This window comes from Paenibacillus wenxiniae (genome assembly GCF_039822605.1).
Taxonomy (GTDB): Bacteria; Bacillota; Bacilli; order Paenibacillales; family Paenibacillaceae; genus Saccharibacillus; species Saccharibacillus wenxiniae.
Map to the genome: position 1 here is coordinate 85,269 of NZ_JBCGUH010000006.1, position 24,674 is coordinate 109,942.

Here is a 24,674-nt window from a genome sequence, read left to right on the forward strand (position 1 = left end):
GCTTGGTTAGAGATCGAACGGGCTGGTTGGGTATGCAGCCGTTTTACATCGTACTGACGATAGCTATACGGAAGAAAGGATAGGGAGCGCAAGCGCCCATCGTCTGATGAATAAGGGTGGTACCACGGTCACACGTCCCTTTTGGGGTGTGGCCTTTTTTGCGTTCCATTTTATTAATGAATCGGGAGGAATACATGATGAAAACTGTACTATCCGGCATTCAGCCGAGTGGTTTGCTGACGATCGGCAACTACATCGGCGCGATCAAAAACTTTGTCCAATTGCAAAACGAATACAACTGCTACTTTATGGTGGTCGATCTGCATGCGATCACAGTCGCGCAAGAGCCAGAAGCATTACGTGAAGCATCCGAATCGGTCGCTGCCTTATATTTGGCTGCCGGTCTTGATCCAAGTAAGGCGAGCATTTTCATGCAATCCCATGTGCCACAGCACGCCGAGCTGGGATGGATTATGACAACACTCGCATCGATGGGCGAGCTGGAGCGTATGACACAGTTTAAAGACAAGTCGTCAGGCAAGGAAAATGTCGGCGCAGGTCTGTTCGTATATCCGGCGCTTATGGCAGCCGATATTTTGCTCTATAATGCCGATCTGGTGCCGGTAGGCGACGATCAGAAACAGCATCTGGAGCTGACACGCGATTTGGCCGCACGTTTCAATCACCGTTTTGGCGACTATTTTACACAGCCTGATCCATTTATTCCAGAAGTGGGCGCACGGATTATGTCGCTGGATGACGGCACGAAAAAAATGAGCAAGAGCAATCCGAATACAGGCAGCTATATCGCACTGCTTGATCCACCCGATGTGATCCGCAAAAAGTTAAGTCGTGCAACGACCGATTCCGGTCGTGAAGTACAATATGATCCGGCAAACAAACCGGAAGTGAGCAATCTGATGACGATCTATTCACAATTTTCGGGAATGACGCTTGCCGAAGTGGCAGACAAATTCGAAGGACAAATGTACGGGGCATTTAAAAAGGATCTAGCCGAAGTCGTTGTCGCTGGCTTGGAGCCGATGCAGCAACGCTACCACGATATTCGCAAATCCGGCGAAGTCCGCGACATTCTCCGCCAGGGTGCACACAATGCAGGGGCCAAAGCGGAGAAAACACTAGCGGACGTGAAACAACGGATGGGTTTCCTGCCTGCTTCATTTTAAGTAAAGCTATAGACATAGAAGCAAGCAGGCCTAGTAGTGAACAAGCAGCATTTAGACTGTATTGCCCTGACGACGATTTTGCCGAGCTTTAATCACAAAGCCCCAACCGATATTCGCTACACCGAGCACGCCTAACAATACAGCGAGCCAGGCCGAATGCGAGATCGCAATCGCGCACAGTAAGAGCAATACAATAGATGAAAAAGCAAACCAGGCGGAAAGCACTTTACTCATTGAAATCCAGGCCTCCTGAATCCAAACAGCACGTAGGGCAGACCATGATGGCCCTGCGCGCGATTGGTATCGTTTAGAATAATAGGTATGGGTGTCAGTAGAAATTTATCAACATGCACGATGATAACGATGCAAAATGATTTTCTTCTATACTACAAAGATCCACTACAGGAGCGATGTAAGCGTAAAGCATCGCTCCTATTTCTATTGTGCCCGACATCGTTTAGACGGTCAAGCGAGATTGTAGATGTGGGCGACTATGTTTGGTTAGATTTCAGGTTATGTATAGCTAAGGTATGCGCCTGCCCCCTCATTTGCGACGTGTGTATTTACCTTTTGCTGCAAGCAGCAAGGAACGGAGGCAAGGAAATAAGGAGAAAGGACGACTTTTGAGCACGGGAATCTACAATTTCCTCCTACTCCGTAGATTCCTGTGCGAGACCGGAGTCCGTCTCCTTATTCCTTGCCGGAGTGGTGTCTGCCCCCCAGCAACCTCCAAATCCCACGTTCGATCAAACTATATACAAAATCATCAAATGCAGTATAATGACTACATCGCAATGATAATGATTATCAATCATGTGCAGAAAGGAAGCGGCAGCATTTGGTGCATAGATACAATCGAACACTAAAGTTAACAGGCTGGTTTGTCGCCGCGACTGCCGGACTGCTGCTGTCTGTCTTTTTTGCTGTTTCGTATGGAGCGAAGGAATTGACATTGCCGGTAGTCTGGTCGGCGGTATTTCATTATGATGCAGCCGCAACAGCGGATCAGATCATTTATAATCTGCGTTTGCCGCGCGTGCTTGGAGCGGTGCTTACCGGTATGGCGTTTGCGGTAGCAGGAGCGATCATGCAGGGGGTTACACGCAATCCGATGGCGGATACGGGCATTCTTGGCATCAATGCAGGTTCATCGCTCGTCGTTGCACTGAGCTTTGCCTTTTTGCCAGCCTTGTCATATACCGGGCTGATGGCGTTATCGTTTGTCGGCGCCGCGCTGGCGACGCTGCTCATTGTGTTGCTCGGTGCAGCTACGCCGGGAGGCTTAAGCTCGATGAAGTTGACTGTAGCAGGCGCGATTATTGCAGCGATGCTGCATTCACTCAGTACGGGAGTGGCGCTATATTATGATTTGAGTCAGGATCTAGCGTTTTGGTACGCAGGTGGTGTGGGCGGCATTGGCTGGCAGCAGCTCCAGTGGCTGGCGCCGATCATCGTACTTACGATCCTGTGGACGATTACGCTGGGCAGACCGATTACTTTTTTATCGTTAGGTGAGGAATCGGCGGTGAATCTGGGCGTTCGGGTGCGAGTTGTTAAAATGCTGGCGTTGACAGCTGTCGTCATTTTGGCTGGTGTATCCGTATCAGCAGCCGGCGCAATTAGCTTTATCGGTCTGGTTGTACCGCATATCGCCCGGCGTCTGATCGGCGTCGATTATCGCGCTTTGATTCCCTTTTCCGCGCTGCTTGGTGCGATATTGCTCGTATGGGCGGATCTGGCTTCGCGGATGGTGCAACCACCGCGTGAATTTGCGATCGGTGCGATGGTTGCGATTGTGGGCGTGCCCTTTTTCCTCATGCTCGCTCGTCGTGAAGGGAGGGAGCTATGATCGATATTCATCGTGTGCAGACTGCTAAAATACGCCGTGCCTGGACGGTCAGTCTATTGCTGCTGATCGTCGCGATCGTAGTGATGTTGATCAGTCTCAATACAGGAACGATTCGATTGTCGCCCTTGCGAGTGTTATATACATTGTTTGGTATGGGCACACGTCAGGAGCAGCTGATTTTGTTCGATTACCGATTGCCGCGCATTGTGATTACGATGCTGGCAGGGATCGGCATCGGGTTCGCAGGAGCGGTATTGCAGGGCACTTCGCGCAATTCGCTTGCTGATCCCGGTGTACTCGGTATTCATGCAGGTGCCGGACTGGGGCTGATCGTGTACGTTTCCTTTTTTCGGACGCTGGAAGGTTCGTCCGCAATCTGGATTCCGGTGTTTACGTTTATCGGTGGTGTGGTGACTGCGACGATCATTTTCCTGCTGGCGTATGATCGTAGACGAGGACTGCTGCCCATTCGGCTTATTCTCGTTGGGATCGCGATCGCGGCAGGGATGAGCGCGATCACGTTGCTGCTGTCACTACGATTGGATGAGGATACGTACACTTTTACAGCGACCTGGCTTGCCGGCAGTGTCTGGGCAAGGGATTGGATGCATGTGTGGGCACTACTACCGTGGATCGTGCTGCTTGTGCCGTGGGTGCACTGGCGCTCGCCCAAGCTTGATTTGTTCGCGCTTGGTGATGAGCTGGCGCTTGGTGTTGGTGGATATGTGAATCGCAGCCGGATTGAATTGATGCTGCTGGCAGTGGCGTTGTCGTGTGCCAGTGTGGCGATGGTCGGCTCGATTGGATTTATTGGACTGGCGGCACCACATATCGCTCGTCGCTTAACTGGAGCGAAGCATCAATACTTTTTGCCGGCAGCAGCGCTGCTTGGACTCGTTATTTTACTCGGGGCAGATACGATTGGACGTTCTATTTTTCAGCCGAACTTTATTCCGGCAGGAGTAGTCGTGTCAGCGCTTGGTGGGCCGTACTTTTTATATTTGCTGCTGAAAAGCCGCTTTTAAAAGAGCTGCATTCTCAAGTATCCATGATAGATGAAGCAAAGCATCCATCCGATGCATGACGGAATCTATCAGGGATGACGATTGTATGAAAGCAAACAAAATGGTAACGAACAGACTATACAGAAGCCACACGGATAGGTGAGCTTGTAAAGGAGTAGAAACATGTTAAAACGATGGAATACGGTCATTATATTGAGCTTGCTAGTCATGCTGCTGGCAGCCTGCGGTCAGTCAGGGGGAGCGGGTACGACATCCGCGGAAGGTTCAACTAGCGATAAAGTTAAAGTTGAAAATGGTACAATTACGCACACAGCAGATGCTCGTATCGCCTCCATGTCGATTCATATTACGAACAACTTGCTGGCACTCGGTATTCAGCCCGCAGGTTCGGTCATTGGTGGCGATGTGAAAGACTTTTTGCCACATGTAGCAGATCGTTTGCAAGGAACGACAAAGCTGGGCGCCGTTACTGATCCTGATATGGAAGCACTGCTTGCCCTGCAACCGGATGTGATCTATATCGATAAATCGCAGTCCGGTAAAGACCTGGCCAAGTTCGAAGCGATTGCCCCAACGATTGTGATCGATATGGATCAAGGCACATGGCAAGACCAGCTCAAGCAGGTGGCCAGCCATGTCGGTCTGACCGATAAAGCCGATGAATTTATTAAACAATACACGGCGAAAGCAGACGAAGTCAGCGCGTTGATCCACAAGAAATTGGGCGACAATGCCAAAGTCATGGCGATTCGCGCCACAGCCAAAGAACTGCGTGTGATGAGTACAGGTCGGCCCGTCGGCCCAATTCTGTACAATGATCTGAAGCTGCAAGCGCCGGAAGGTGTGAAGCAAATCCCGGCAACCGAACCGTTCGCAGTTATCTCCAAAGAAGTGCTACCGGATTACGATGCCGACGCGATCTTCGTCATTATTAGTAAAGGCAAGCAGGCAAAAGCAACATTCGACGAGTTAGAACAAAATCCAGTCTGGCAAAATTTGAAGGCAGTTAAAGCGAATCATGTGTATGTGCTGGATGGTCAGAAATGGCTGGATTACTCCTCTCTCGGTCACAGCATGGCACTGGATGATGCGCAGCAATTGTTTTCCAAATAAACGTTTGTTATGTAGATCGCAATATCCATTACGACATGGATCATGAGTATAGTAAGTAATGATCAGTCCATCGTCGGCTCAAAATCGTAATTTCAAACTGTAAGCAGCAACGATATTGAACTAAAAAAGACTGACTTCCGACCTGCTTCAAGCAGCGGAAAGTCAGTCTTTTTTGATTCATGTTTGATTGGTAGCTATAAGCTGTAACTGAAATCTGTAGCAATAGATGCAGCTACACGTTAGCACGATAACGAATTTAACTCATATGCAGGCTAATCCGTTCATTCATTTTATCCGGGCTTAGCCAGCCGACATAGGAATCGATCGTGTTAAACTGACGATCCATGACGACAACCGCAACGAATGGATACTGGCGGCGATGGCGATAACGCACATCGGCCCAGCGTACAATATAGCCGTTGGATGTCTGCTCAACCTCGGAGATCGTATACGATGAAAAGTACAGCAATGCACGAATATCACGATGCTTGCGTGAAGCTTCAATAGCTGGATGCTCCATCGAATGAACCGAATCAATCCAGATCAGCTTATCCGGGCTATACCAGCCGATACGATAGCTGCCATCTTTTTTGGCATGCACGACGTGCCAGCGACGCAGCGAGATCGTCGGGATTAATATATAATGACCATCCGGTTCCGGTGAGCGTCCGTCTTCGATATCCATACGCTCGACCTTGCGTGTTAAATACCAGTGTGTCAGCACGCGCCATATATAGTAGACACCGATCATACTGTACAGCGTGACAAAGATCGGCGCGGTGGGCACCAGACCCGTCATCCACAACAGCAACGCGGCAATATGCGTCCCAAAAATAAACGGGTCAAAAATGTTAATAATGTTCCACGAAATCCATTTTTCACTAAATGGGCGTACCGCCTGCGTACCATAGGTGTTAAACAAATCGGTAAACACATGCAGCACCACCGCAATCGCTGTCCATAATAAAATATGCCAGAAGCCTTCATGATGGAGCAGCAGTGAGGTGCCGCCGCCAATCAAGGCAATCCAGAGTGCCATAAATGGCAGGGAGTGCGTGATACCACGGTGATTCCGTACATAAGTCGCATTATCTTTTAAACGTAAAACGGTATCAAAATCCGGTGCCTGCGATCCAATAATCGTTGCGACCATAACGGCGATCGCTAGCCCGGGGTCAGAAGCAACCACCGGATCGACGTATGCAAGTCCAGCGAGTCCAAACCCCATAGCAAAATGGGTAGCAGTATCCATTGACTATTCTCTCCTTACTTCATTCCAAAATAAGCATGCAGTTTATCAAAAGTACTTGAATACCTATCCAGTAAACGGTATCCATGAAATGCAGCAGTGATCCAGCATGTATTGGAAAACCACCTGTATTCATTGTAGATGTACATCTAATCGTATAAACATGATATACGACATAGACACTATCAATGATTGTAAACTATTGCATGTAGTTTACCATAACCAGCTAACTGAAACGTGAAACGGATATTAAATTTGTAGCTTGTCAATAAATTGTCATAATCGCCACGCTTGACTAACCGAATCACAAAGACTTTTCGATACAGTTATGATAAAGTTTATAGAGCGATTTTGTTTCGTGTTACGGTATTTTTCACTTTTACAGTCTGTCCAGCCTACTCGGACAGCTGGCAGAAAGTGAATTTTTTTATGATGAGACTCCTTGATGTACTCATCGGTTTTCTGTTGCTAATTATGAAGGAGGAACGTTGTTAACGTGGATAAACAACTTGGTTATCCGGCTTCGGCGGACGCTTCAACTTATGCAGGCCCTTCCCCACAGGAGAGCGGAGTGACCTGGAAAGATTTTGTCGCCCTCACGAAGCCTGGCATTTTAAGATCCAATCTGATTGCAACCTTTGGTGGATTCTGGCTCGCTTCAGGCTGGCATATCGGCTGGATGCTGATGGTATGGACATTGCTCGGTACGATGCTGGTAATGGCATCTTCCTGTGTGTTTAACAATTACTTTGATCGTGAGCTGGATACGAAAATGATTCGTACTCGTGAGCGAGTGCTGGCGACGCGCCGCTTGTCGCCCAATGTAGTGCTATGGTATGCGATTGCACTGGGCGTACTTGGTCTTGGCGTACTTGCGGTCTTTTCCGGCATGCTTGCCGCTGCACTCGGCGCACTGGGCATGTTCGTGTACGTCATCATCTACACATTATGGCTCAAACGCCATTCCACCTGGAGCACATCGATCGGTGGCATTTCCGGCGCAATGCCTCCAGTTATCGGTTATGTCGCTGTCAGCCAGCAGATCGATCTTGGCGCCTGGCTACTGTTCGCTATGCTATTCCTGTGGCAACCGCCACATTTCTGGGCACTCGGCATTCGCCGTGTTGAGGAATATCGCGCAGCTGGTTACCCGCTTCTTCCCGTTGTTAAAGGTATTAAACGCACCAAATATCAAATGCTCCCATACATCGCTTTACTTATTCCTGTACCTATTCTCATGTACATGTACGGCTACACCGGACTGATCTACACGATCACATCCGTCCTGCTATCCGTCGTCTGGCTCGGTATGGCCATCGCCGGCTTCCAAAAGCCAGACACCGACAAATGGGCAAAAACCGCGTTCATTTTCTCCATCAACTACTTAACACTCAGCTTCATCCTGATGATCATCGACACTGTTCATCGTTAAATTAAACGATCATACAGCCGACCAACTGCCGCAGGAATTGTCACTGCGGCAGTTGGTGTACAACTATAACCTATCCACAGTAGCCAACCCTACCGTTTGCTATCTAATTAAACATACATCTAATCCCGAACTTTTGGCAAAGCCTTTAAATTATGAAAAGGTAAAAGCATGTATGTACAAATTACATACACAGTGTCTTACAAGTATCGTACAAAGTTTTTAGTTACAATTAAAAATTAAAACAATAAAATATCCTTTATCTACAAAGCATATCCAACGAAAAATCATACCCATTATATCCAAATACCAAGCTACTCCTATTAATCCTCATACCAATATTCACATTCAATTTGTTTCTTAAGAGTAACTTCGATTCTAACCATATTTAAGATTAAAAAAGCTAAAAAAGCTATAAAAGGTATAGAGGTATAAAGTCATTACGATTCTGTGCTTTTCCTGCTCACTCTCTAAAGCGGACGAATGTTTGCGTCAACCACTTCCCGGAGTGGTTGACGCAAACATTCGTCCGCCCCATTCATTATTCAAACCCCGCAGGCGGATAAATAATATACTCATCCAGCCCTGCCTTTTCCAGCTGCTGCGTTACATACTCATCCGGTGTACCTTCTACGCCGGCATAGCCACGACGCGTGTACATATGTGTCGCATCGGGAAAAGCATCGCTGAGCACTGCGCGTATTTTACGACCGGAAGAGTCATTATCCAAAAACAGATAGACCTCATCGCGTCCAACCTGTTTGCGTAGTTTCTCCAATTTTTGCGAATTAAGCGTGCCAAATGTGCACAGAATTTCGACTTCGGATTGTAGCAGACGACGCAGTTTACTACGATCGTTTTTACCTTCTACGATAATATGAAGCAAGGTCATCACCTCTGTATGTGTATTGTAATGGAAAGGCATCGTCCATGCAAAAGATGCTAGCTGAGTGGATGCTGACATAACCGCTATACTTCGAGTATAATTCGGTTATAATATAGACTGGCTTGCTATAACAAGCCTATATAAAGCCTGTGTAGCTCCCTGTGAAAGCTATGGTCTATATCGCTTTATTGAACACAATAACCAGAGTTGAAACAGAGTAGGCGTATAGGTTGCATAAATAGAAACAATAGAGCTAATCGTTGGGTATCCTATAGCCGAACGATGACTAGTCCGATTGTTTGCTTTGTAAAAGCCACTCGTGATTGAATTTCTCGTTAGAAAACCGCTAATACTAGTAATAAAAGTGACTAGTAATAAAAGTGTGTGATTACAATGAATAATGGTTGATATCGCTTACTATTCAGACATCCGCAGCGATGGTCACATTCGAAATAGTCATCGATTAAAGTATGGAGGTGGAGCAGATGGATTGGCAGGTATGGAGTGAATTTTTCAGGCAAAACTGGCTAATCATTCTGGTCGCCCTGATTATATTATTTCTCGTGATCAATCTGATAAAAACGGTCATCCGCTGGCTGATTGTGATCGTGATTATTATCGCCGTGTTTATTTATAGTGGCATTTCGCTTGATCAGATTAAACAAACGGTTACGAATGTGACCGATCAGACGGTAGGGGCGATGCGCGATCAAGCGCTTCAGGTGATGAAAAATGAGGCGAAAGATGCCCGTTTTATTCAAAATGGGGATGGAACCTATACGATCAAGTCCGACAATATTGAGCTGAACGGAAAGCCAGGTGCTGGCAAAGTTAGTGTGACGTTCCGCGGCGTTCCTCTAGGCGAATGGGATATCAATAATACGATTCAATCTGTCATTACACAGGCGAAGCACAACACGGCTACAGGAAGTTCCGGTTCTTGAACGACGTAAGAGCTGGTGTGGATACGAAGGAGGATAGGAATGGAAGTTAAGGATATCGCAGCCTGGTTTGACAGTAGTCTGGTGTCCTGTTTGTTATATGTAATTGTATTGATTTCGGTATTGCAAGGAGTGCGAAGCGGTGCCAGTCGTTCGGCAGGTCGTTTATTTTCGTGGGCAGGTCGCACGTTGCTGACCATTCTCGCATTGGCGCTGGCAGGACCGTTTGCGATGTTTGCTTCTCCCTATGTCAAATCATGGGCGGAAAAGGTATCCACTTCTGTACCGGATGGCGATTTGCAATGGTGGAAGGAAATGTATTATTCGGCGGTGTATCTGATTTCCGAATTTTCGTTGCTGCGTTTTGCCGTTGTGTTTATGCTCAGTTATGTGGTCGCGAGTATGGCGTTTTCGTTGCTAGCCGCATTGTTAGTGCCGGAACGCTGGCGTGCCGGTTATATACCCGCAGAGGAAAAGCGTTCCTCATGGGTGAGCCGATTGGTAGGTGGTCTCGTAGGGCTGCTTAATGGCTTGTTACGTAGTGCAGTGATCGTTCTCGTATTATTCATCGTCGTTAGCCTGTATCCGAACAATAAGCTTTCTTCCTATGTTGAAGCCTCTTCTCTGTACAACGGTGCCGTCAAATCCGTTGTGCAGCCATTAACCGGTTCGTTTATTAAAGATCGCTTGCCTGTATTTACGAGTGCGGCTTTACAGGAGCTAACCGGTATTTTCCAGCGTAAATATGATGTGGTCGATCGTAGCATTCCGGCGAATATCGAACAGGCAGCTGCCGAGATTGTCGGTAAAACGACCAATACGGAAGAGAAAGCCCGTTTGCTCTATGACTGGGTTGGCTCTCGAATCAGTTATGATTATGGCAAAGTAGATGATTATGAGCAGCGCGGCGTATGGCATGAGCAGACGCCAGAGGATACATTTAAAACCCGATTAGGCGTATGTATCGATTATGCTCGTCTGTATGCGGTCATGGCACGTTCACAAGGGATCGATGTGCGCGTCGTGACCGGTCTTGGTTACAATGGGCAGGGTGGTTATGGTGCGCATGCATGGAATCAGGTGTATTTACCGGAAGCGAAAAAATGGATTCCACTTGATCCAACATGGGCTTCAGCAGGCAACTGGTTTAATCCGCCCAAATTCGCCGAGACGCATATCGAGCAAAGTGTACTGTAAGCAATATAACGATTTCTGTTGTTTTATCCGTTCATCCAGCTAAAAGTCCGGTGACGAGTTACACCGGACTTTTTTGTGAAATTTCTCAACACACTTCATGGTGTGATAATATAGTTCTGTTGGCGTTGTCCTGTCCAAAAGCAAAGGCGGATCATGCTGGTCTGCCACAAGTACACACATATCGAACGATTCAGGCATCATCAAGCAATGCCGCAAGAGAAGGGAATAGGTCAAGCAATGAAAAAATCGGGTATTGATGAGTCGTCTAAGCGCGAACTCAAAAATCAGCGTCAATTCTCTATCCGTCTGAATGTCTTCTTTTTCGCTACGTTTATGGTATTTACCGTATTGATTGTCCGGCTGGCGATTTTGCAGTTTGTCGAGGGTCCCACATTACGGGAAAAGGAAGCAAGCATCTCCACGAAAAGCACGCCGATCCCGCCTATTCGCGGGAATATTTTGGATGCTTCGGGTAAAGCGCGTCTTGCTTACTCTACATCCTCACAGTCGCTCTATTTTACGATGACAAAAAACTATGCGTTGCCACAAAACAAGGCAGAACTGTACGACATCGTCGGCAAGCTTAAAAATGTATTTAACAAGTATGGCGATCCGAACGAGAAAATGACTGCCGATGAGATCATTAAAGCAATGGATATCGAATCGAAGGTGCAGTTCGGTTATACGCCACGCCGAATTAAAAAGAATCTGACCAATGCCGAGATCGCTCACTTTTTGGAGCATAAAGATCAGTTTAAAGGCATTGAGGTCGTTGAAGAAAGTGTTCGTCACTATGATCCTGATCAAGTCGCAACGCAGACGGTCGGCTATTTGCGTCAATTTAGTGGTGTGAGCACGACGATGGATCATTATATTAACAAGTCGCGCGTAACGGAAGCAGGCGAGAAATACTTGTCAACCGAGTATGTCGGTGTAGATGGAATCGAGTATGCGTATCAGGATGATCTGCGTGGGAAAAACGGTCTGAAAACGACGCCGGTCAACGCGCTAAACCGTCCGATTGGTCGTTCGGAATTAACCGCGCCGAAAAAAGGCAATAACGTCTGGCTGACGATCGATAAAAACATCCAGATGGCTACGCAAAAAGCGATTACCGATCAGCTTTCTTATCTGCACTCATACCGTAGTGGTAGTGCGTATGCGCCAAATGCACAGACCGGTTATGCAGTCGCTATGGATGTACAAACCGGTGGCGTGATCGCGATGGCGAGTATGCCAGACTACGATACAAACGTCTGGGAAACGATGACGTCTGATAAATATAAAGAAATTCAGGATCGTATTGCTAACGGTACGATCAAGGAAGTATATCGTCAAGGTCATGCGTCTTCGATGGTACTGATGGGTTCGGTTATTAAGCCGCTCACTGTGCTGATTGGCTTGAATGAGGGCGTCATTACGCCGTATACGCATTATCAAGATATCGGTTATGCTGAGTTTGGTAAAGAAGGGCACGAGACCAAAATTCGTAACTCGGGTAGTCATGCATATGGTAATCTGACACCTGCCGAGGCGATTCACCATTCCTCGAATACGTTCATGATTGATGAAGTCGGCTTACCGCTTTATCGTAAATACGGAGCCGATTCAGTTAACGTATGGGATAAATACATGAAGGAATTTGGTCTGGGTGTGTCTACGAAGAGTGGACTGCCTGGTGAAAGTGCAGGTTCCGGTGAATATCTGGATACGAAAGCAGCAGGTAGTACACAGGCAGCGATGGCATTTGCATCGTTCGGTCAGCAGGGGAAATATTCAACCTTGCAGCTCGCTCAATACGTAACTACACTTGCCAATAAAGGTAAACGCCTCAAGCCACAGCTTGTAAGCAAGATTACCGATTCGGAAGGTAATGTGGTGAAGCAATTTAAGCCACAGGTCGTGAATACAATCAACTTCCCAGAGCAATACTGGGATACCGTCATTGGCGGTATGAGAACCGATGTACCAGCATTTAAGGATTTCCCGTACCCAATTGCTCGTAAAACAGGTACATCCGAGCAATCGATCTACGGACATACTGTAGATAACGGGGTATTCATCGCCTTTGCGCCACGCGATAATCCCAAACTGGCAGTTGCGGTCGTTATTCCAGAAGGTGGCTTTGGTGCGCAGAGTGCAGCGCCAGTCGCGCGTAAAATTTTCGATGCGTATGATCAAGAGTTTGGTTTGGATGGCGTACCGAAGAAGCAAGCCGATTCGAGTGCGAATGCTGAAGGAACAGACAGCACCTCGACGAATCAGTAACAAAGCATCTGTGCTGTCATAGCTTCAACTCTGCATTAGCATAGCATTAAACTTAAAAGAAGCAGGCTCAATGGCCTGCTTCTTTTTTCTACTTTTCTTTAATCTTTCACATTTAATAGATAGCGCGTACAGGTATGGAGGGTAATATGGAATCAGGGTCAGCAGTCCTGTTTTGTTCCACTTCATCTATATGCTAAAATGAAGAAACGACTACATATTTTGGAATGGATATCGTTCATACAAGGGACGAATGATGCATTCCTAAACGGCTGCGCTGGACTTGCAGCAAGAGCATAACAACATTCAGGGGGGTTGTCCAGTCAATGAAAAAATGGAATTCGACCGAAGCGGAGGAGTTTGAAGAGAGTAACCGACGTCAGTTTTCGATCCGGTTGAATATTTTTTTCTTTTCTACATTTTTGATCTTTAGTGTGCTGGTAGTACGGTTGGCGATTTTGCAGTTTGTGGAAGGGCCGACATTAACAGAAGCCGAATCTAGCATAGTGAATAACGAAACGCCGATTTTACCGAGTCGGGGCACAATCTTCGATGCATCTGGCAGTAAAGTCGCGTACTCGCTCTCCACACAATCGCTCTATTTTACGCTGAATAAAGATTATCGTCGCCCGGAAAATCAGGCGGAATTTCTGAAAATTGTCGGCGACTTGAAGCAGGTGTTCAATACGTATGGTGATCCGAATAACAAGATGACTGCGGATCAGATTATTGAAGCGATGGATATCGAATATAAAAAGAATTACGGCTACACCCCTCGCCGTATTAAACGCGACCTGGGTAATAAGGAGATCGCTTATTTTTTGGAGCATAAGGATCAGTACAAAGGCATTGAAGTGCGCGAGGAAAGTGTGCGTGAATACAGTCCAGATCATGTGGCAGTGCAGGCAGTCGGCTATCTCAAAGGCTTCTCCGGCGTCAGCACCACGATGAACAAATACAAAAACCGTGCACGTCTGACAGGTGCAGGTGAACGGTATATCGATAACGAACTGGTTGGCGTTGACGGTTTGGAGTATACATTCCAGGATGAGCTACGCGGCAAAAATGGCGTGCGCAGCACACCGGTTAATGCGCTCAATCGGGTAGATGGTCGTTCCGAGCTTACGCCACCGCAAAAAGGTTACAATTTGTGGATGACGATCGACAAAAATGTACAGCTTGCCGCACAGCAGGCGATTACGGATCAGATTGCTTTTCTGCGTTCGTATCGTAGTGGTAGTGCACAGGCACGTAATGCATTGACCGGTTATGCGGTAGCGATGGAAGTTGATACAGGCAATGTGGTAGCGATGGCAAGTATGCCGAATTATGATCCGAATATCTGGTCACAATCGCCAACAAGCGAACAGCTCAAGGCGATCGAACCGTATTATCCAAACGGTACGATCCGTGAAATTTATAATGGCAAACGCGCTTCCTCACTCGTACTGATGGGCTCGGTTATTAAGCCGCTTACGGTACTGATCGGGATGAAAGAAGGATTTTTTGGTCCATATGCAGGTTATTATGACCGCGGTTATGCTGAGTTTGGACGTGCCGGTTATGAGACCAAAGTACGGAATGCACTTGGAGAAGTGCTTGGTTCACTCACTCCATCCACAGCGATTCAAAAGTCGTCCAACGCCTTTATGATCGATAGAATCGGCAAGCCATTATACAGCAAATACGGCAATGAAGCGGTCAATGTGTGGGATCGATATATGAAAGAATTCGGACTGGGCGTATCGACGAAAAGTGGTTTGCCGTATGAAAATGAAGGTCGCGGCGAGTATACGAATATTAAAGCAGCAGGTAGTGCGCAGGCAGCGATGGCATACGCTTCATTCGGACAGCAGGGGCGTTATACAACGCTACAGCTTGCTCAGTATGTAACGACGATTGCCAATCGCGGCGAACGACTGAAACCGCAATTTATAAGTAAAATTACAGATGCTCAGGGCAATACGGTCAAAACATTCAAGCGCGAAGTCATCAACACGATCGATTTCCCGGCGGAAGACTGGAATGTTGTCATTAACGGTATGCGCAGTAAAGTAGCTGTACTGGAAGGATACCGTTATGATGTCGCTCGCAAAACAGGTACATCCCAGCAATCCGTATACGGTAAAATCGTCGATAACGGCGTATTTATCGCCTTTGCACCACGTCAAAATCCTAAGTTGGCAGTTGCTGTTGTTATTCCAGAAGGCGGCTTTGGTTCCCGGAGTGCGGCACCGGTTGCGATCAAAATTTTGGATGCGTATGATCAGCAATATGGTCTGGACGGTGTACCGAAAAAACAACAAGCACCAACCGATACAGCAGATGCGGAAACAGCACAATAACGGACATGGCATGACCCGAACGATTCAGAGTTAACGAAATAACCGATGCCTTTCGCTTGATGATAGGGAGCTAACTGCTTCACCTATCGCAAGCGGAAGGCTTTTTTGTGCTGTGGGAGACAGGAATCCCTCTACTTCGTTCCTTTCCCCTGTTGTTTGCAGCTCCAATGTACAACCATGTGCTTACAACCTCTATCTACATACTTGATCTACAACCTCCTGCTTTAACAAGCATAACAATTAAGCACAGTCACAGTCACAGTCACAGTCACAGTCACAGTCACAAAGATAAAGACAAGCATACGCTATGTTGAAAATTACATTCTTGTGTTTTCTTTCCCTGCACCTTAAAATTTGCACTAAGGAAACAAATATAGCCCATACTAAAAAAACGTCATTAGAGAAAGACTGAAATATTGTTCGATCTATTCATTTTACGATCAAAGGAGGATGAATCTAGCAATGAGAATGAAATGGAGTTCGTTATATATACGACATAGGAGTCATACATGTCGTGATTATTATCCGAAAATCGGTATGGTTCGCCATTTTCATAGCTATGCGGTGATCTCCAGTATTCTGCTTATCGTACTAATTCTATCTGGTTGTAGCGGCGAGCGAGCAGCCGGCGAATCTAGCGATGAACGATTATACATTACAGCTACAACAGGCATGATCGCTGATGCAGCACAGCAGATTGGCGGTTCCAATGTGCAGGTGATCGGGCTAATGGGACCAGGTGTGGACCCGCATATGTATAAAGCTTCGCAGGGCGATATTCGCAAGCTGGATGATGCGGATCTAGTTCTGTACAACGGTCTGCATCTGGAAGGAAGCATGACCAAAATATTAGATAAAATGAGTCGTTCCAGACATGTCGTCGCCGTGACAGAACGTATTGATCCAGTATGGCTACGACAAAGTGACGAGTACGCGAATGAGCATGATCCTCATATCTGGTTTGATGTGAGTTTGTGGAGTCAGGCAGTAGAGCGTATCCGTGATGCGATAATCGAGGCAGATCCACAGCATGAAGCGACATATCGCAGTAATGCAGATGCTTATATAGGGCAGCTCCAGCAGCTGCATCGCGAAGTACAAGAGCAGATTGATACGATCCCGCAGCAGAGTCGGGTGCTGATCACAGCGCATGATGCCTTTGGTTATTACGGCGATGCGTATGGTTTGGAAGTTCGTGGATTGCAGGGGCTAAGCACCGCTTCCGAATATGGTTCACGTGACGTTGCCGAGTTGCGTAACATGCTGGTCGAGCGGCAGATCAAAGCTGTATTTGCGGAAAGTAGCATTCCGGCACGGGCGATGGAAGCTGTTATTGCTGGAGCTGCTGGGCAGGGTCATATGGTCAAACTCGGCGGCGAATTATACTCGGATGCACTGGGGGCGCCAGATGGAGAAGCAGGAAATTATATCGATATGGTCAGACACAACACGCATACGATTGTAGAAGCGCTGCGTTGATGTGACTTTTCTAAAACCTAAAACCTAAAACCTAAAACCTAAAACCTAAAACCTAAAACCTAAAACCTCTAATTTTCAAAATATCTAAAATATCTAAAATATCTAAAATATCTAAAATATCTAAAATATCTAAGCGCTATTCTTTATTAGAGCACATACTTAAAATGACCAAGTGATCGCTTCTAGTACCTTGACCAGGTTAACTATTATATTTGAGCGTGTGCTGGCATTTTTATAAATAGAGATTTAAAGCAGATGTAAAGTTAAAATCAATCTCGCTTAACGTGCTAGTTGCACTCTATTCACGATTTAGATTCGCGAAGCAAATAGTACAGACCATCCTGACACACCCTATCATTATTGGCATGTATAAAAGCGATACGATTTCAAACTAGACGGCATACCCATTAATAAAAAATGCTAGTCCACAATGTTAAGCAACAAAGCCAGTCTCAAAATGCTAATCAAAAAACACCAATCCCAAACGCGATACCACTTGCAAAACGATCAAAGGAGGAATTGTTCATGAAACCATTTACCGCCACGAACTCAACCGGATCAAAGTCTGCCCAACCAACGATAGAACCGCATCAGCAGTCAGATAATGGGCAACAGCAGTCCCATACTCTATTTACGAAACAGGAAAATAGCCCTCTGCATGTACAAGGACTGACTGTCACCTATCATCATCAGCCGGTCGTTCAGCAAGTATCATTTTCACTGGCAGCAGGGCGATTGATCGGCTTGCTTGGCCCAAATGGGGCAGGCAAATCGACTTTGCTGAAAGCGATGCTAGGCTTAATTCCATCGTTATCCGGGCAGGTCAACGTATTCGGCAAGCCCTATGCCAGTCATCGCCGCCGGATCGGTTATGTGCCGCAGCGCGAATCGGTTGATTGGGATTTTCCAACCAGTGCATTGGACGTCGTGCTGATGGGTACGTATGGACGACTCGGTCTGTTCCGTCGTCCAGGTAAAGCGGAACGGCAAACCGCGCTGCACTGTCTCGATCAGGTAGGTATGGCCGATTATGCGGAACGGCAAATTAGCCAGTTATCCGGCGGCCAGCAGCAGCGGATATTTCTGGCACGAGCACTTGCACAGCAGGCGGATTTGTATTTGATGGATGAGCCGTTTGCAGGCGTGGATGCGATGACAGAGAAAGCGATTATCACACTGCTGGAGCAAATGAAGCAGCAGGGGAAAACCGTGCTCGTCGTGCATCATGATCTGTCGACCGTACAGGCGTACTTTGACGATGTGCTGCTACTCAATCGTCAGCTGATTGCGGCAGGTCCGGTCGAGCACACATTTACAGCAGAGCTATTGCAGCAAACATACGGCGGCAAAATGGCGTTTTTGCAAGGAGCAGATCAACAGGGCTTATTGCTAGCTGGAAAGTAAAACTGTACAATCGCAGACCGAAAAGGAGGACAGGTGATGGAAGCACTCTGGATCATATGGACAGACCCGAATATGCGCTGGATCGTTGCTGGCTGTATGCTGCTCGGTTTAAGCAGTGGCTTGATCGGCAGCTATATGTTTTTGCAAAAGCGCAGTTTGATCGGTGATGCGCTTGCTCATGCGGCATTACCGGGTATTTGTATTGCTTTTATGCTCACTGGCGTTAAATCGACAGTTGGATTCATACTGGGAGCACTGATCGCTGGCGCCATCGCCACCTTTGGTATTCGCTGGATTACCGTCCATTCCCGTATTAAGCAGGACGCAGCGATGGGCATCGTATTATCGTTATTTTTCGGGATTGGCGTGATGTTGCTGACACGTATTCAACATAGCGGTGAGGGCGGACAAAGTGGGCTGGACAAGTTTCTATTCGGTCAGGCTGCATCGATGATGCGCCAGGATGTGTATATGCTCGCCGGCATCAGTATGGTGCTACTTGTGTTATGCACATTGTTATACAAACCGTTTAAGCTCATTAGCTTCGATCCGGGCTTTGCGCGCGGATTGGGCTGGCCTGTAGCTCGGCTGGAGCAATTGATGCTACTACTGGCTGTGCTCGTTGTGGTGGCAGGTATTCAGGCGGTGGGTGTCGTACTCATGTCTGCTTTGCTCATCACCCCAGCGGTGGCGGCAAGATACTGGACAGATAAGCTATCTACAATGTTAGTGCTCGCGGGTGTATTTGGTGCTATGAGCGGATTCAGTGGCACTTTTTGGAGCAGTATGGTGACAGGTTTACCAACCGGACCGGTGACTGTATTGTCGGCTACATTGTTGTTCGCAGTATCTGCATTATTCGCACCAGGACGGGGCTGGCTCGGTAAAATTTTGCGCCAGCGTCGTGCACGGCAGCAATGGAAGCAAGGAGGTGCCACATGAACAGTGACTTTTGGATTGTACTGACGGCGATTTTGATGTCTGCTAGCTGCGGTCTGCTGGGCTGCTTTTTGATCCTGCGTAAAATGGCGCTGATTGGTGATGCGATCAGTCATGCGGTACTGCCCGGCATTGCGATTGCCTTTTTGTTCAGCGGTGGACGTGATTCGGTTGCGATGATGATTGGCGCAACACTGCTTGGTCTACTGTCTGTATTTCTTATTCAATGGTTGCGTAGCTCTGGTGTACAATCGGATGCGTCGATCGGAATTATTTTCACAGCGTTGTTTGCGGTTGGTGTGATCATTGTCAGCTTGAATGCGCGTAATATCGATCTGGATCTGGACTGTGTGTTATTCGGAGAAATTGCATATGTGCAATGGGATACATGGACATGGAACGGGCTGGATATGGGACCTCGCTCGGTGTGGATGCTTGGATTTGCACTGCTGTCTGTCGTTACGCTGCTGATGTTATTTTACAAGCAATTCAAGCTTACGGCGTTCGATCCGGCACTGGCGGCAGCATGCGGTATTCCGGTCATGTTATTCCATTATATGCTGATGGGGCTTGTATCGATGACGTCGGTCGCATCGTTTGAAAGTGTAGGTGCTATTCTAGTCGTAGGGATGCTGATCATTCCGGCTGCAACGGCGTACTTGCTGACAGATCGTCTGGGTAGGATGCTTCTGTATAGCGTCGTTGTGGGGATCGCCAGCTCTGTACTAGGCTATGGCGCTGCTTATTTACTCAATGCCTCGATTGGTGGCAGCATCGTTACGGTAGCGGGTGCACTGTTCGTGCTGACTTTCCTGCTGTCGCCACGTCATGGTTGGTTACTGCGCAAATGGCGTCAGCGTCGTTTGGTGGCATAGGACAACAGCTGCTTTTATCGGCTCTGATCCGATCCACTATTGCTGTATGTAACAGCGTTATATTCAATCGTGCCCATTCCATATCGTGATCTCCAAAAGGATTGCAAAAAGAATTGCAAAAAGAACTGAAAAATGAACTGGAAAAAGGACTGAAGCGACTGCGCTCCAGTCCTTTTTTGATCATCACAGCAGCGATATGTAACGATAGCTGAGGCAACAAAACTTCATCTACAGTTTACAAAAACTTTTGAGAGGCTAAAGAATAGTATGCTACACTTATGCTCATATGACGCATCGCTCGCCTGATTCGCGCTGCTGGTTTCGTTGCGTGTTGCGTATCGTCATTCTAAACGATGGCAGCGGAACCGTTTGTCTGTATCCTTATCATCTGGAACGGGTTACAGAAGCGTGCGAATATCATGATCCGAGCGATGGAGCAGCAAAGGTAGAGACAAAGCATCGGGCGCGATCGACCCGAATGGATGGAGGAGACGAAATACAATGACAGCACGTAAATACAAGCTACTTGCACTGGATATGGATGGAACGCTACTTAATGATGATCACGAAATTTCGTTAGAGACGAGCAAATGGATTCATAAAGCGATGGATGAAGGAATTCATGTTTGTCTATCCACTGGACGCGCTGCCAGCAGCGCTTTGCCCTATGGACAGGAGCTTGGATTGGAAACGCCAATGGTGACGGTCAATGGCAGCGAAGTGTGGAAATCGCCGCGCGAACTATATCGTCGTACATTGCTTGATCCCGCTGCGGTGCGCCGCATGCATGAACTGGCGCTGGAAAAGGAAGTCTGGTTCTGGGCATATTCAGTCGAGCGTCTGTACAATCGCGACCAATGGCTACAGGAAGGTCAGGCATTTGAAGAGGTGGAATGGCTGAAATTTGGCTATAATACGAAAGACCAGGAACTGCGTCATGCTATTCTGATGGAGCTACAGCAGATGGGTGGGCTTGAAATCTCGAACTCTTCACCTGACAATCTGGAAATCAATCCGCTCGGCATTAACAAAGCGACCGGGATCGCTGAAGTGTGCAAGCTGCTTGATATCGATATGTCCGAAGTCGTTGCTGTTGGCGATAGCCTGAACGATCTGGCAGTCATTCAAGCGGTAGGTCTGGGCGTAGCGATGGGCAATGCACAGGATGCGGTTAAGCAGGAAGCTGATCTTGTAGTCGCAAGCAACAATGACGATGGCATCGTTGAAGTGATCCGCGACCATATTCTCGTTTAATCGAAAGTGACCACAAATGGGAAATAGACGAGTACGATCCAGTTACCACCAATAACATCCATTAACGATCATAATTCCTACAGATCACATCGATGATCGTCATCGCAGGCTGGCTAAACGAAACGAGCAGACACAGACAACATCACTAAAGTATCTAGTTCGGACAGGCCATGTTTTTGAAACGAATGTGTCACCTGAGCAGTATATAGGTATACAAAGATTACATCTTGCTTCTAAGATGAACATTCGTCGGGTGTATGTCTGTGTGCACCTATACAAGGAGAGACAATCAATGACGCTTGAAATTGTAGGTTGGACGCTGGTCATTGCCCTGTTTATTATCGGGATGATCGGCACCGTGTATCCGGTGCTACCATCGGTGGTAGCGATCTATTTTGCCTTTTTCGTATATGGATGGTTTTTCTCGTTTGAGCGCTACGATGTGTGGTTCTGGATCATTCAAACGCTAATTGCGATCGTGCTCGTCGTTGCCGACTATCTGGTCGGCGCCTATGGAACGAAAAAGTTTGGCGGCTCGCGTTTAGCCGTTATTTTATCGGTGGTCGGTTTGATTGTAGGGCCGTTCGTCATTCCAGCATTTGGTCTGATTCTAGGTCCATTGATCGGTGCGGTAGCCGCTGAGCTGATTCAAGGACGTGATGTGAACAGCGCGCTGCGTGTAGGCTGGGGAACGGTACTGGGCTTGTTTGCAAGTGCAGTCGTTAAAATCATTTTACAGCTTGCGATGATCGGAATCTGGATTATCTGGATCGTATGGGTTGGCGTTCATTAAGGATGTAAAATAGCCCATTTCACATGCCGCATTGCGAAGCGTGCCGATCCATGTCTATAATAGAAATGCTGACGTAAAAACACGACCGGAAGGCCAATCAGCCTTCCGGTTTTTTGGCATGATCCGCTTACAATGGGGAATGTACATACGGCATGATCCGGCTGTACGATGCGAATATTAGGATGATTATCGTTTGATGATCTATGATGTGTGAGAGAAGGGGAACTATTTTGTCCAAAGGCGAATCATTCATTAAAGGTACAATTATTCTGGCAGCCGCTGCGCTCGTTGCGCGCGTGCTTGGCCTTGTCCAGCGGGTGCCGCTGGAGCATATGCTCGGCTTTTCCGGCGACGCGTCATTTACGCTGGCGAACAATGTTTATTTGATGCTGCTGGCGGTAGCAACCGCAGGTATTCCAAGCACACTGAGCAAAATGGTGTCGGAGCGCTATGCGCTGGGACGTCCGCATGAAGCGCAGCGTATTTACTATGCAGCGCTATTGTTTGCCGGTGGTGCAGGAATCGTGATGACGCTGTTAATGTACATCGGGGCACCTTATTATGCAGCACTGGCAAAAGAACCTGCTGCGGCATTGTCACTACAGGCGATTGCCCCATCCTTGCTGCTGTTCCCGGCGATTGCGATGATGCGCGGATATTTCCAGGGACGCAATATGATGTCAGCTGGCGGAATTTCGCAAATTATCGAGCAATTTGCCCGTGTATTCACTGCGATTGTGCTGGCGTATGTGCTGCTGCGTATCGGATACGGTGATACAGAAGTAGCGGCAGGCGCATCGTTTGGTAGTGTGCTTGGGAGTATCGGTGCGTTTCTGGTGATGGTCTATTATACGCTCAAATTACGTAAAAAGGATGCGGCGAATCGGATTCAAATCGAGCGTACTGGCTCGGAAATCGTCATTCCGCTGCGTCAAATTTACAGCGATATTTTCAAATTATCGATTCCGATCGTCATCTCGTCCCTGACGATTCCAGCGGTCAATTTTATCGACGGAACGCTGATCAAGCCACTGCTCATCGACAATGTAGGCGATGCGGCAGCGACCGCTGCACTCGGTATTCTCGGTACGCGTGCGCAAAGTATTGCAGGCATTCCGCCTATTCTGGCGATTGCACTTAGCACTTCGCTGATCCCGGTCATCTCAGCAGCCTATGCGCGTAAGGAAGAAGACAATCTGAAACGCCAGATCTCACTTGCGCTGCGCATTTCGGTGTTGACCGGTATTCCAATTGTGCTAATGTTAACGACAGCTGCTTATTCGATCAATGGTCTGTTGTTCAGTAATACCGAAGGGGCAGGCATCATTGCACTGCTAACGCTCGGCACCATTTTCCAAATTACGATGATGACGACTAACTCGATGCTAATCGGTATTAATAAAGTCAATCTGTCGATGGTACATGTATTGTGCGGGATTGCGGTAAAGCTGTTGCTCAGCGTATTGCTGGCACCCATGCTTGGCATTTATGGTATTATTGCGGCGACAGGTCTATGTTTCGTACTGATTACTGTGCTCAATCTGCGTTCACTGCGACAGGTCGTTTCGTTCTCCGTACTAGGTAACCGCTGGATCGGTTTCCTGATTACGATTGTCGTGCTGACTGTAGCTGGCCTGCTATGTAATCAGGCAGGTATTGCACTTACGGCGTGGATGAACCACAGGGTTGCATTTTTCATCGGTTGTTGTATGGTAGGACTAGCAACACTGGTGATCTATCCGGTCTTGCTCGTGCTGTTACGTGTCGTGCGTTCGGAAGAACTGTCCTCTTATCCAGGCCCACTGCGTAAAGTGCTCGGTCCTTTGATGCGCTTGCAACGCGGTAGAGCGTCCTGATCGGATGGCTTGAATTTCTGTTGATATCGATCTGAATATAGATATAGAGCAGAATAGCGCGCTTAGCAGATAGCACGTTTGAAATAGGACAGCGATATGTGTCAGTAACATTCCTATTCTGTAAAGATTAACAATCCTATAAAGATCAACTCAAGATTAATATCCCTTATTAAGGAGGAACAGATATGCAAACGATTAATACAAGTGAAAGCTTCCATGCAGCCATTGCATCCGCAGAACTGACGATTGCCGTTTTTAAAGCCGACTGGTGTGTCGATTGTAAATTTATCGATCCTTTTATGCCGGAAGTAGAACAGCAATACAGCGACCGTCTGCGTCTTGTTGAAGTCGATGTGGAAGGTGTCGGCGATGTGAGCCAACAACAGAACATTATGGGCATTCCCAGCTTTGTCGCATATGCAAATGGCAAGGAACTGATCCGTTTTGTAAATAAAGCCCGTAAATCGCGCCAGGAGATCGAACAGTTTCTGGATCGTGCGGTTGAGGTTTATGGGGCGCTGAACGCGCAAGCGGCAGAGTGAAAAGTAGGACAACAATCAGATGTAACATCTTAAAGTAAAACGCAAC

At 47.4% G+C, this 24,674-nt stretch carries 20 protein-coding genes and 1 other annotated feature (1 of these 21 only partly in view); of the genes, 17 read left to right on the top strand and 3 right to left on the bottom strand.

Going from position 1 to position 24,674, the window contains the following annotated elements; genetic code table 11:
- Window positions 1–143 (top strand) — a binding site (T-box leader) (it extends 279 nt beyond the left edge of the window).
- Between the two features lie 54 nt (window positions 144–197).
- Entirely contained in the window at window positions 198–1,187 is a 990-nt protein-coding gene (gene trpS / locus AAHF22_RS12755) for a tryptophan--tRNA ligase (RefSeq protein WP_347325400.1), read from the top strand.
- A 51-nt stretch (window positions 1,188–1,238) separates the two neighbouring features.
- Here trpS and AAHF22_RS12760 read toward each other — a convergent pair whose 3' ends face one another.
- Window positions 1,239–1,421, bottom strand: a complete 183-nt coding sequence (locus tag AAHF22_RS12760) for a hypothetical protein (RefSeq protein WP_347325401.1) — start codon at window positions 1,419–1,421, stop codon at window positions 1,239–1,241.
- Window positions 1,422–2,025: 604 nt separating this feature from the next.
- On the opposite strand from AAHF22_RS12760, the gene AAHF22_RS12765 reads away from it, so the two are divergent.
- The 3 genes from AAHF22_RS12765 (at window position 2,026) to AAHF22_RS12775 (ending at window position 5,174) form a co-directional block, all read left to right on the top strand.
- Complete coding sequence (locus tag AAHF22_RS12765) at window positions 2,026–3,036, top strand: FecCD family ABC transporter permease (RefSeq protein ID WP_371834063.1); 1,011 nt, start codon at window positions 2,026–2,028, stop codon at window positions 3,034–3,036.
- Window positions 3,033–4,061, top strand: coding sequence for a FecCD family ABC transporter permease (locus tag AAHF22_RS12770; protein ID WP_347325402.1), 1,029 nt, complete (start codon window positions 3,033–3,035; stop codon window positions 4,059–4,061). Before AAHF22_RS12765 ends, AAHF22_RS12770 begins: the two co-directional genes overlap by 4 nt.
- A 162-nt stretch (window positions 4,062–4,223) precedes the next feature.
- On the top strand, window positions 4,224–5,174 hold the full coding sequence (locus tag AAHF22_RS12775; protein WP_347325403.1) for an ABC transporter substrate-binding protein: 951 nt from the start codon (window positions 4,224–4,226) through the stop codon (window positions 5,172–5,174).
- Window positions 5,175–5,430: 256 nt separating this feature from the next.
- Here AAHF22_RS12775 and AAHF22_RS12780 read toward each other — a convergent pair whose 3' ends face one another.
- Complete coding sequence (locus tag AAHF22_RS12780) at window positions 5,431–6,426, bottom strand: metal-dependent hydrolase (RefSeq protein WP_347325404.1); 996 nt, start codon at window positions 6,424–6,426, stop codon at window positions 5,431–5,433.
- A 493-nt stretch (window positions 6,427–6,919) separates the two neighbouring features.
- Here AAHF22_RS12780 and cyoE point away from each other — a divergent pair, with 493 nt between their 5' ends.
- Window positions 6,920–7,855: a heme o synthase gene (gene cyoE / locus AAHF22_RS12785; protein ID WP_347325405.1), complete on the top strand. Its 936-nt coding sequence runs from the start codon at window positions 6,920–6,922 to the stop codon at window positions 7,853–7,855.
- A gap of 538 nt (window positions 7,856–8,393) precedes the next feature.
- Here the strand turns inward: cyoE and AAHF22_RS12790 are convergent.
- Window positions 8,394–8,744, bottom strand: a complete 351-nt coding sequence (locus tag AAHF22_RS12790) for a toprim domain-containing protein (RefSeq protein ID WP_347325605.1) — start codon at window positions 8,742–8,744, stop codon at window positions 8,394–8,396.
- Window positions 8,745–9,223: 479 nt separating this feature from the next.
- Between AAHF22_RS12790 and AAHF22_RS12795 the strand changes: the two genes are divergently transcribed.
- The 12 genes from AAHF22_RS12795 (at window position 9,224) to AAHF22_RS12850 (ending at window position 24,628) form a co-directional block, all read left to right on the top strand.
- A complete protein-coding gene (locus AAHF22_RS12795; protein WP_347325406.1) occupies window positions 9,224–9,682 on the top strand; it encodes an ATPase in 459 nt (152 codons plus the stop codon).
- A gap of 39 nt (window positions 9,683–9,721) precedes the next feature.
- Window positions 9,722–10,876, top strand: a complete 1,155-nt coding sequence (locus tag AAHF22_RS12800; RefSeq protein WP_347325407.1) for a transglutaminase-like domain-containing protein — start codon at window positions 9,722–9,724, stop codon at window positions 10,874–10,876.
- 237 nt (window positions 10,877–11,113) lie between these two features.
- Window positions 11,114–13,144, top strand: a complete 2,031-nt coding sequence (locus AAHF22_RS12805; RefSeq protein WP_347325408.1) for a peptidoglycan D,D-transpeptidase FtsI family protein — start codon at window positions 11,114–11,116, stop codon at window positions 13,142–13,144.
- 323 nt (window positions 13,145–13,467) lie between these two features.
- A complete protein-coding gene (locus AAHF22_RS12810; protein ID WP_347325409.1) occupies window positions 13,468–15,486 on the top strand; it encodes a peptidoglycan D,D-transpeptidase FtsI family protein in 2,019 nt (672 codons plus the stop codon).
- A 462-nt stretch (window positions 15,487–15,948) separates the two neighbouring features.
- Window positions 15,949–16,965 (top strand): metal ABC transporter solute-binding protein, Zn/Mn family, encoded by a 1,017-nt coding sequence (locus tag AAHF22_RS12815; protein ID WP_347325410.1) that lies wholly within the window; start codon window positions 15,949–15,951, stop codon window positions 16,963–16,965.
- Window positions 16,966–17,490: 525 nt separating this feature from the next.
- The gene (locus AAHF22_RS12820) at window positions 17,491–18,369 is read left to right on the top strand and encodes a metal ABC transporter ATP-binding protein (protein WP_347325411.1); all 879 of its coding nucleotides are present in this window, start codon (window positions 17,491–17,493) and stop codon (window positions 18,367–18,369) included.
- 36 nt (window positions 18,370–18,405) lie between these two features.
- Complete coding sequence (locus AAHF22_RS12825) at window positions 18,406–19,311, top strand: metal ABC transporter permease (protein WP_347325412.1); 906 nt, start codon at window positions 18,406–18,408, stop codon at window positions 19,309–19,311.
- Window positions 19,308–20,183: a metal ABC transporter permease gene (locus AAHF22_RS12830; protein WP_347325413.1), complete on the top strand. Its 876-nt coding sequence runs from the start codon at window positions 19,308–19,310 to the stop codon at window positions 20,181–20,183. The genes AAHF22_RS12825 and AAHF22_RS12830 overlap by 4 nt, the downstream gene beginning before the upstream one ends.
- A gap of 501 nt (window positions 20,184–20,684) precedes the next feature.
- A complete protein-coding gene (locus AAHF22_RS12835) occupies window positions 20,685–21,437 on the top strand; it encodes a Cof-type HAD-IIB family hydrolase (RefSeq protein ID WP_347325415.1) in 753 nt (250 codons plus the stop codon).
- A gap of 292 nt (window positions 21,438–21,729) precedes the next feature.
- Window positions 21,730–22,230, top strand: coding sequence for a DUF456 domain-containing protein (locus tag AAHF22_RS12840; RefSeq protein WP_347325416.1), 501 nt, complete (start codon window positions 21,730–21,732; stop codon window positions 22,228–22,230).
- 230 nt (window positions 22,231–22,460) lie between these two features.
- A complete protein-coding gene (locus AAHF22_RS12845) occupies window positions 22,461–24,086 on the top strand; it encodes a putative polysaccharide biosynthesis protein (RefSeq protein WP_347325417.1) in 1,626 nt (541 codons plus the stop codon).
- 185 nt (window positions 24,087–24,271) lie between these two features.
- A complete protein-coding gene (locus AAHF22_RS12850) occupies window positions 24,272–24,628 on the top strand; it encodes a thioredoxin family protein (RefSeq protein WP_347325418.1) in 357 nt (118 codons plus the stop codon).
- The last annotated feature ends 46 nt before the right edge of the window (window positions 24,629–24,674 follow it).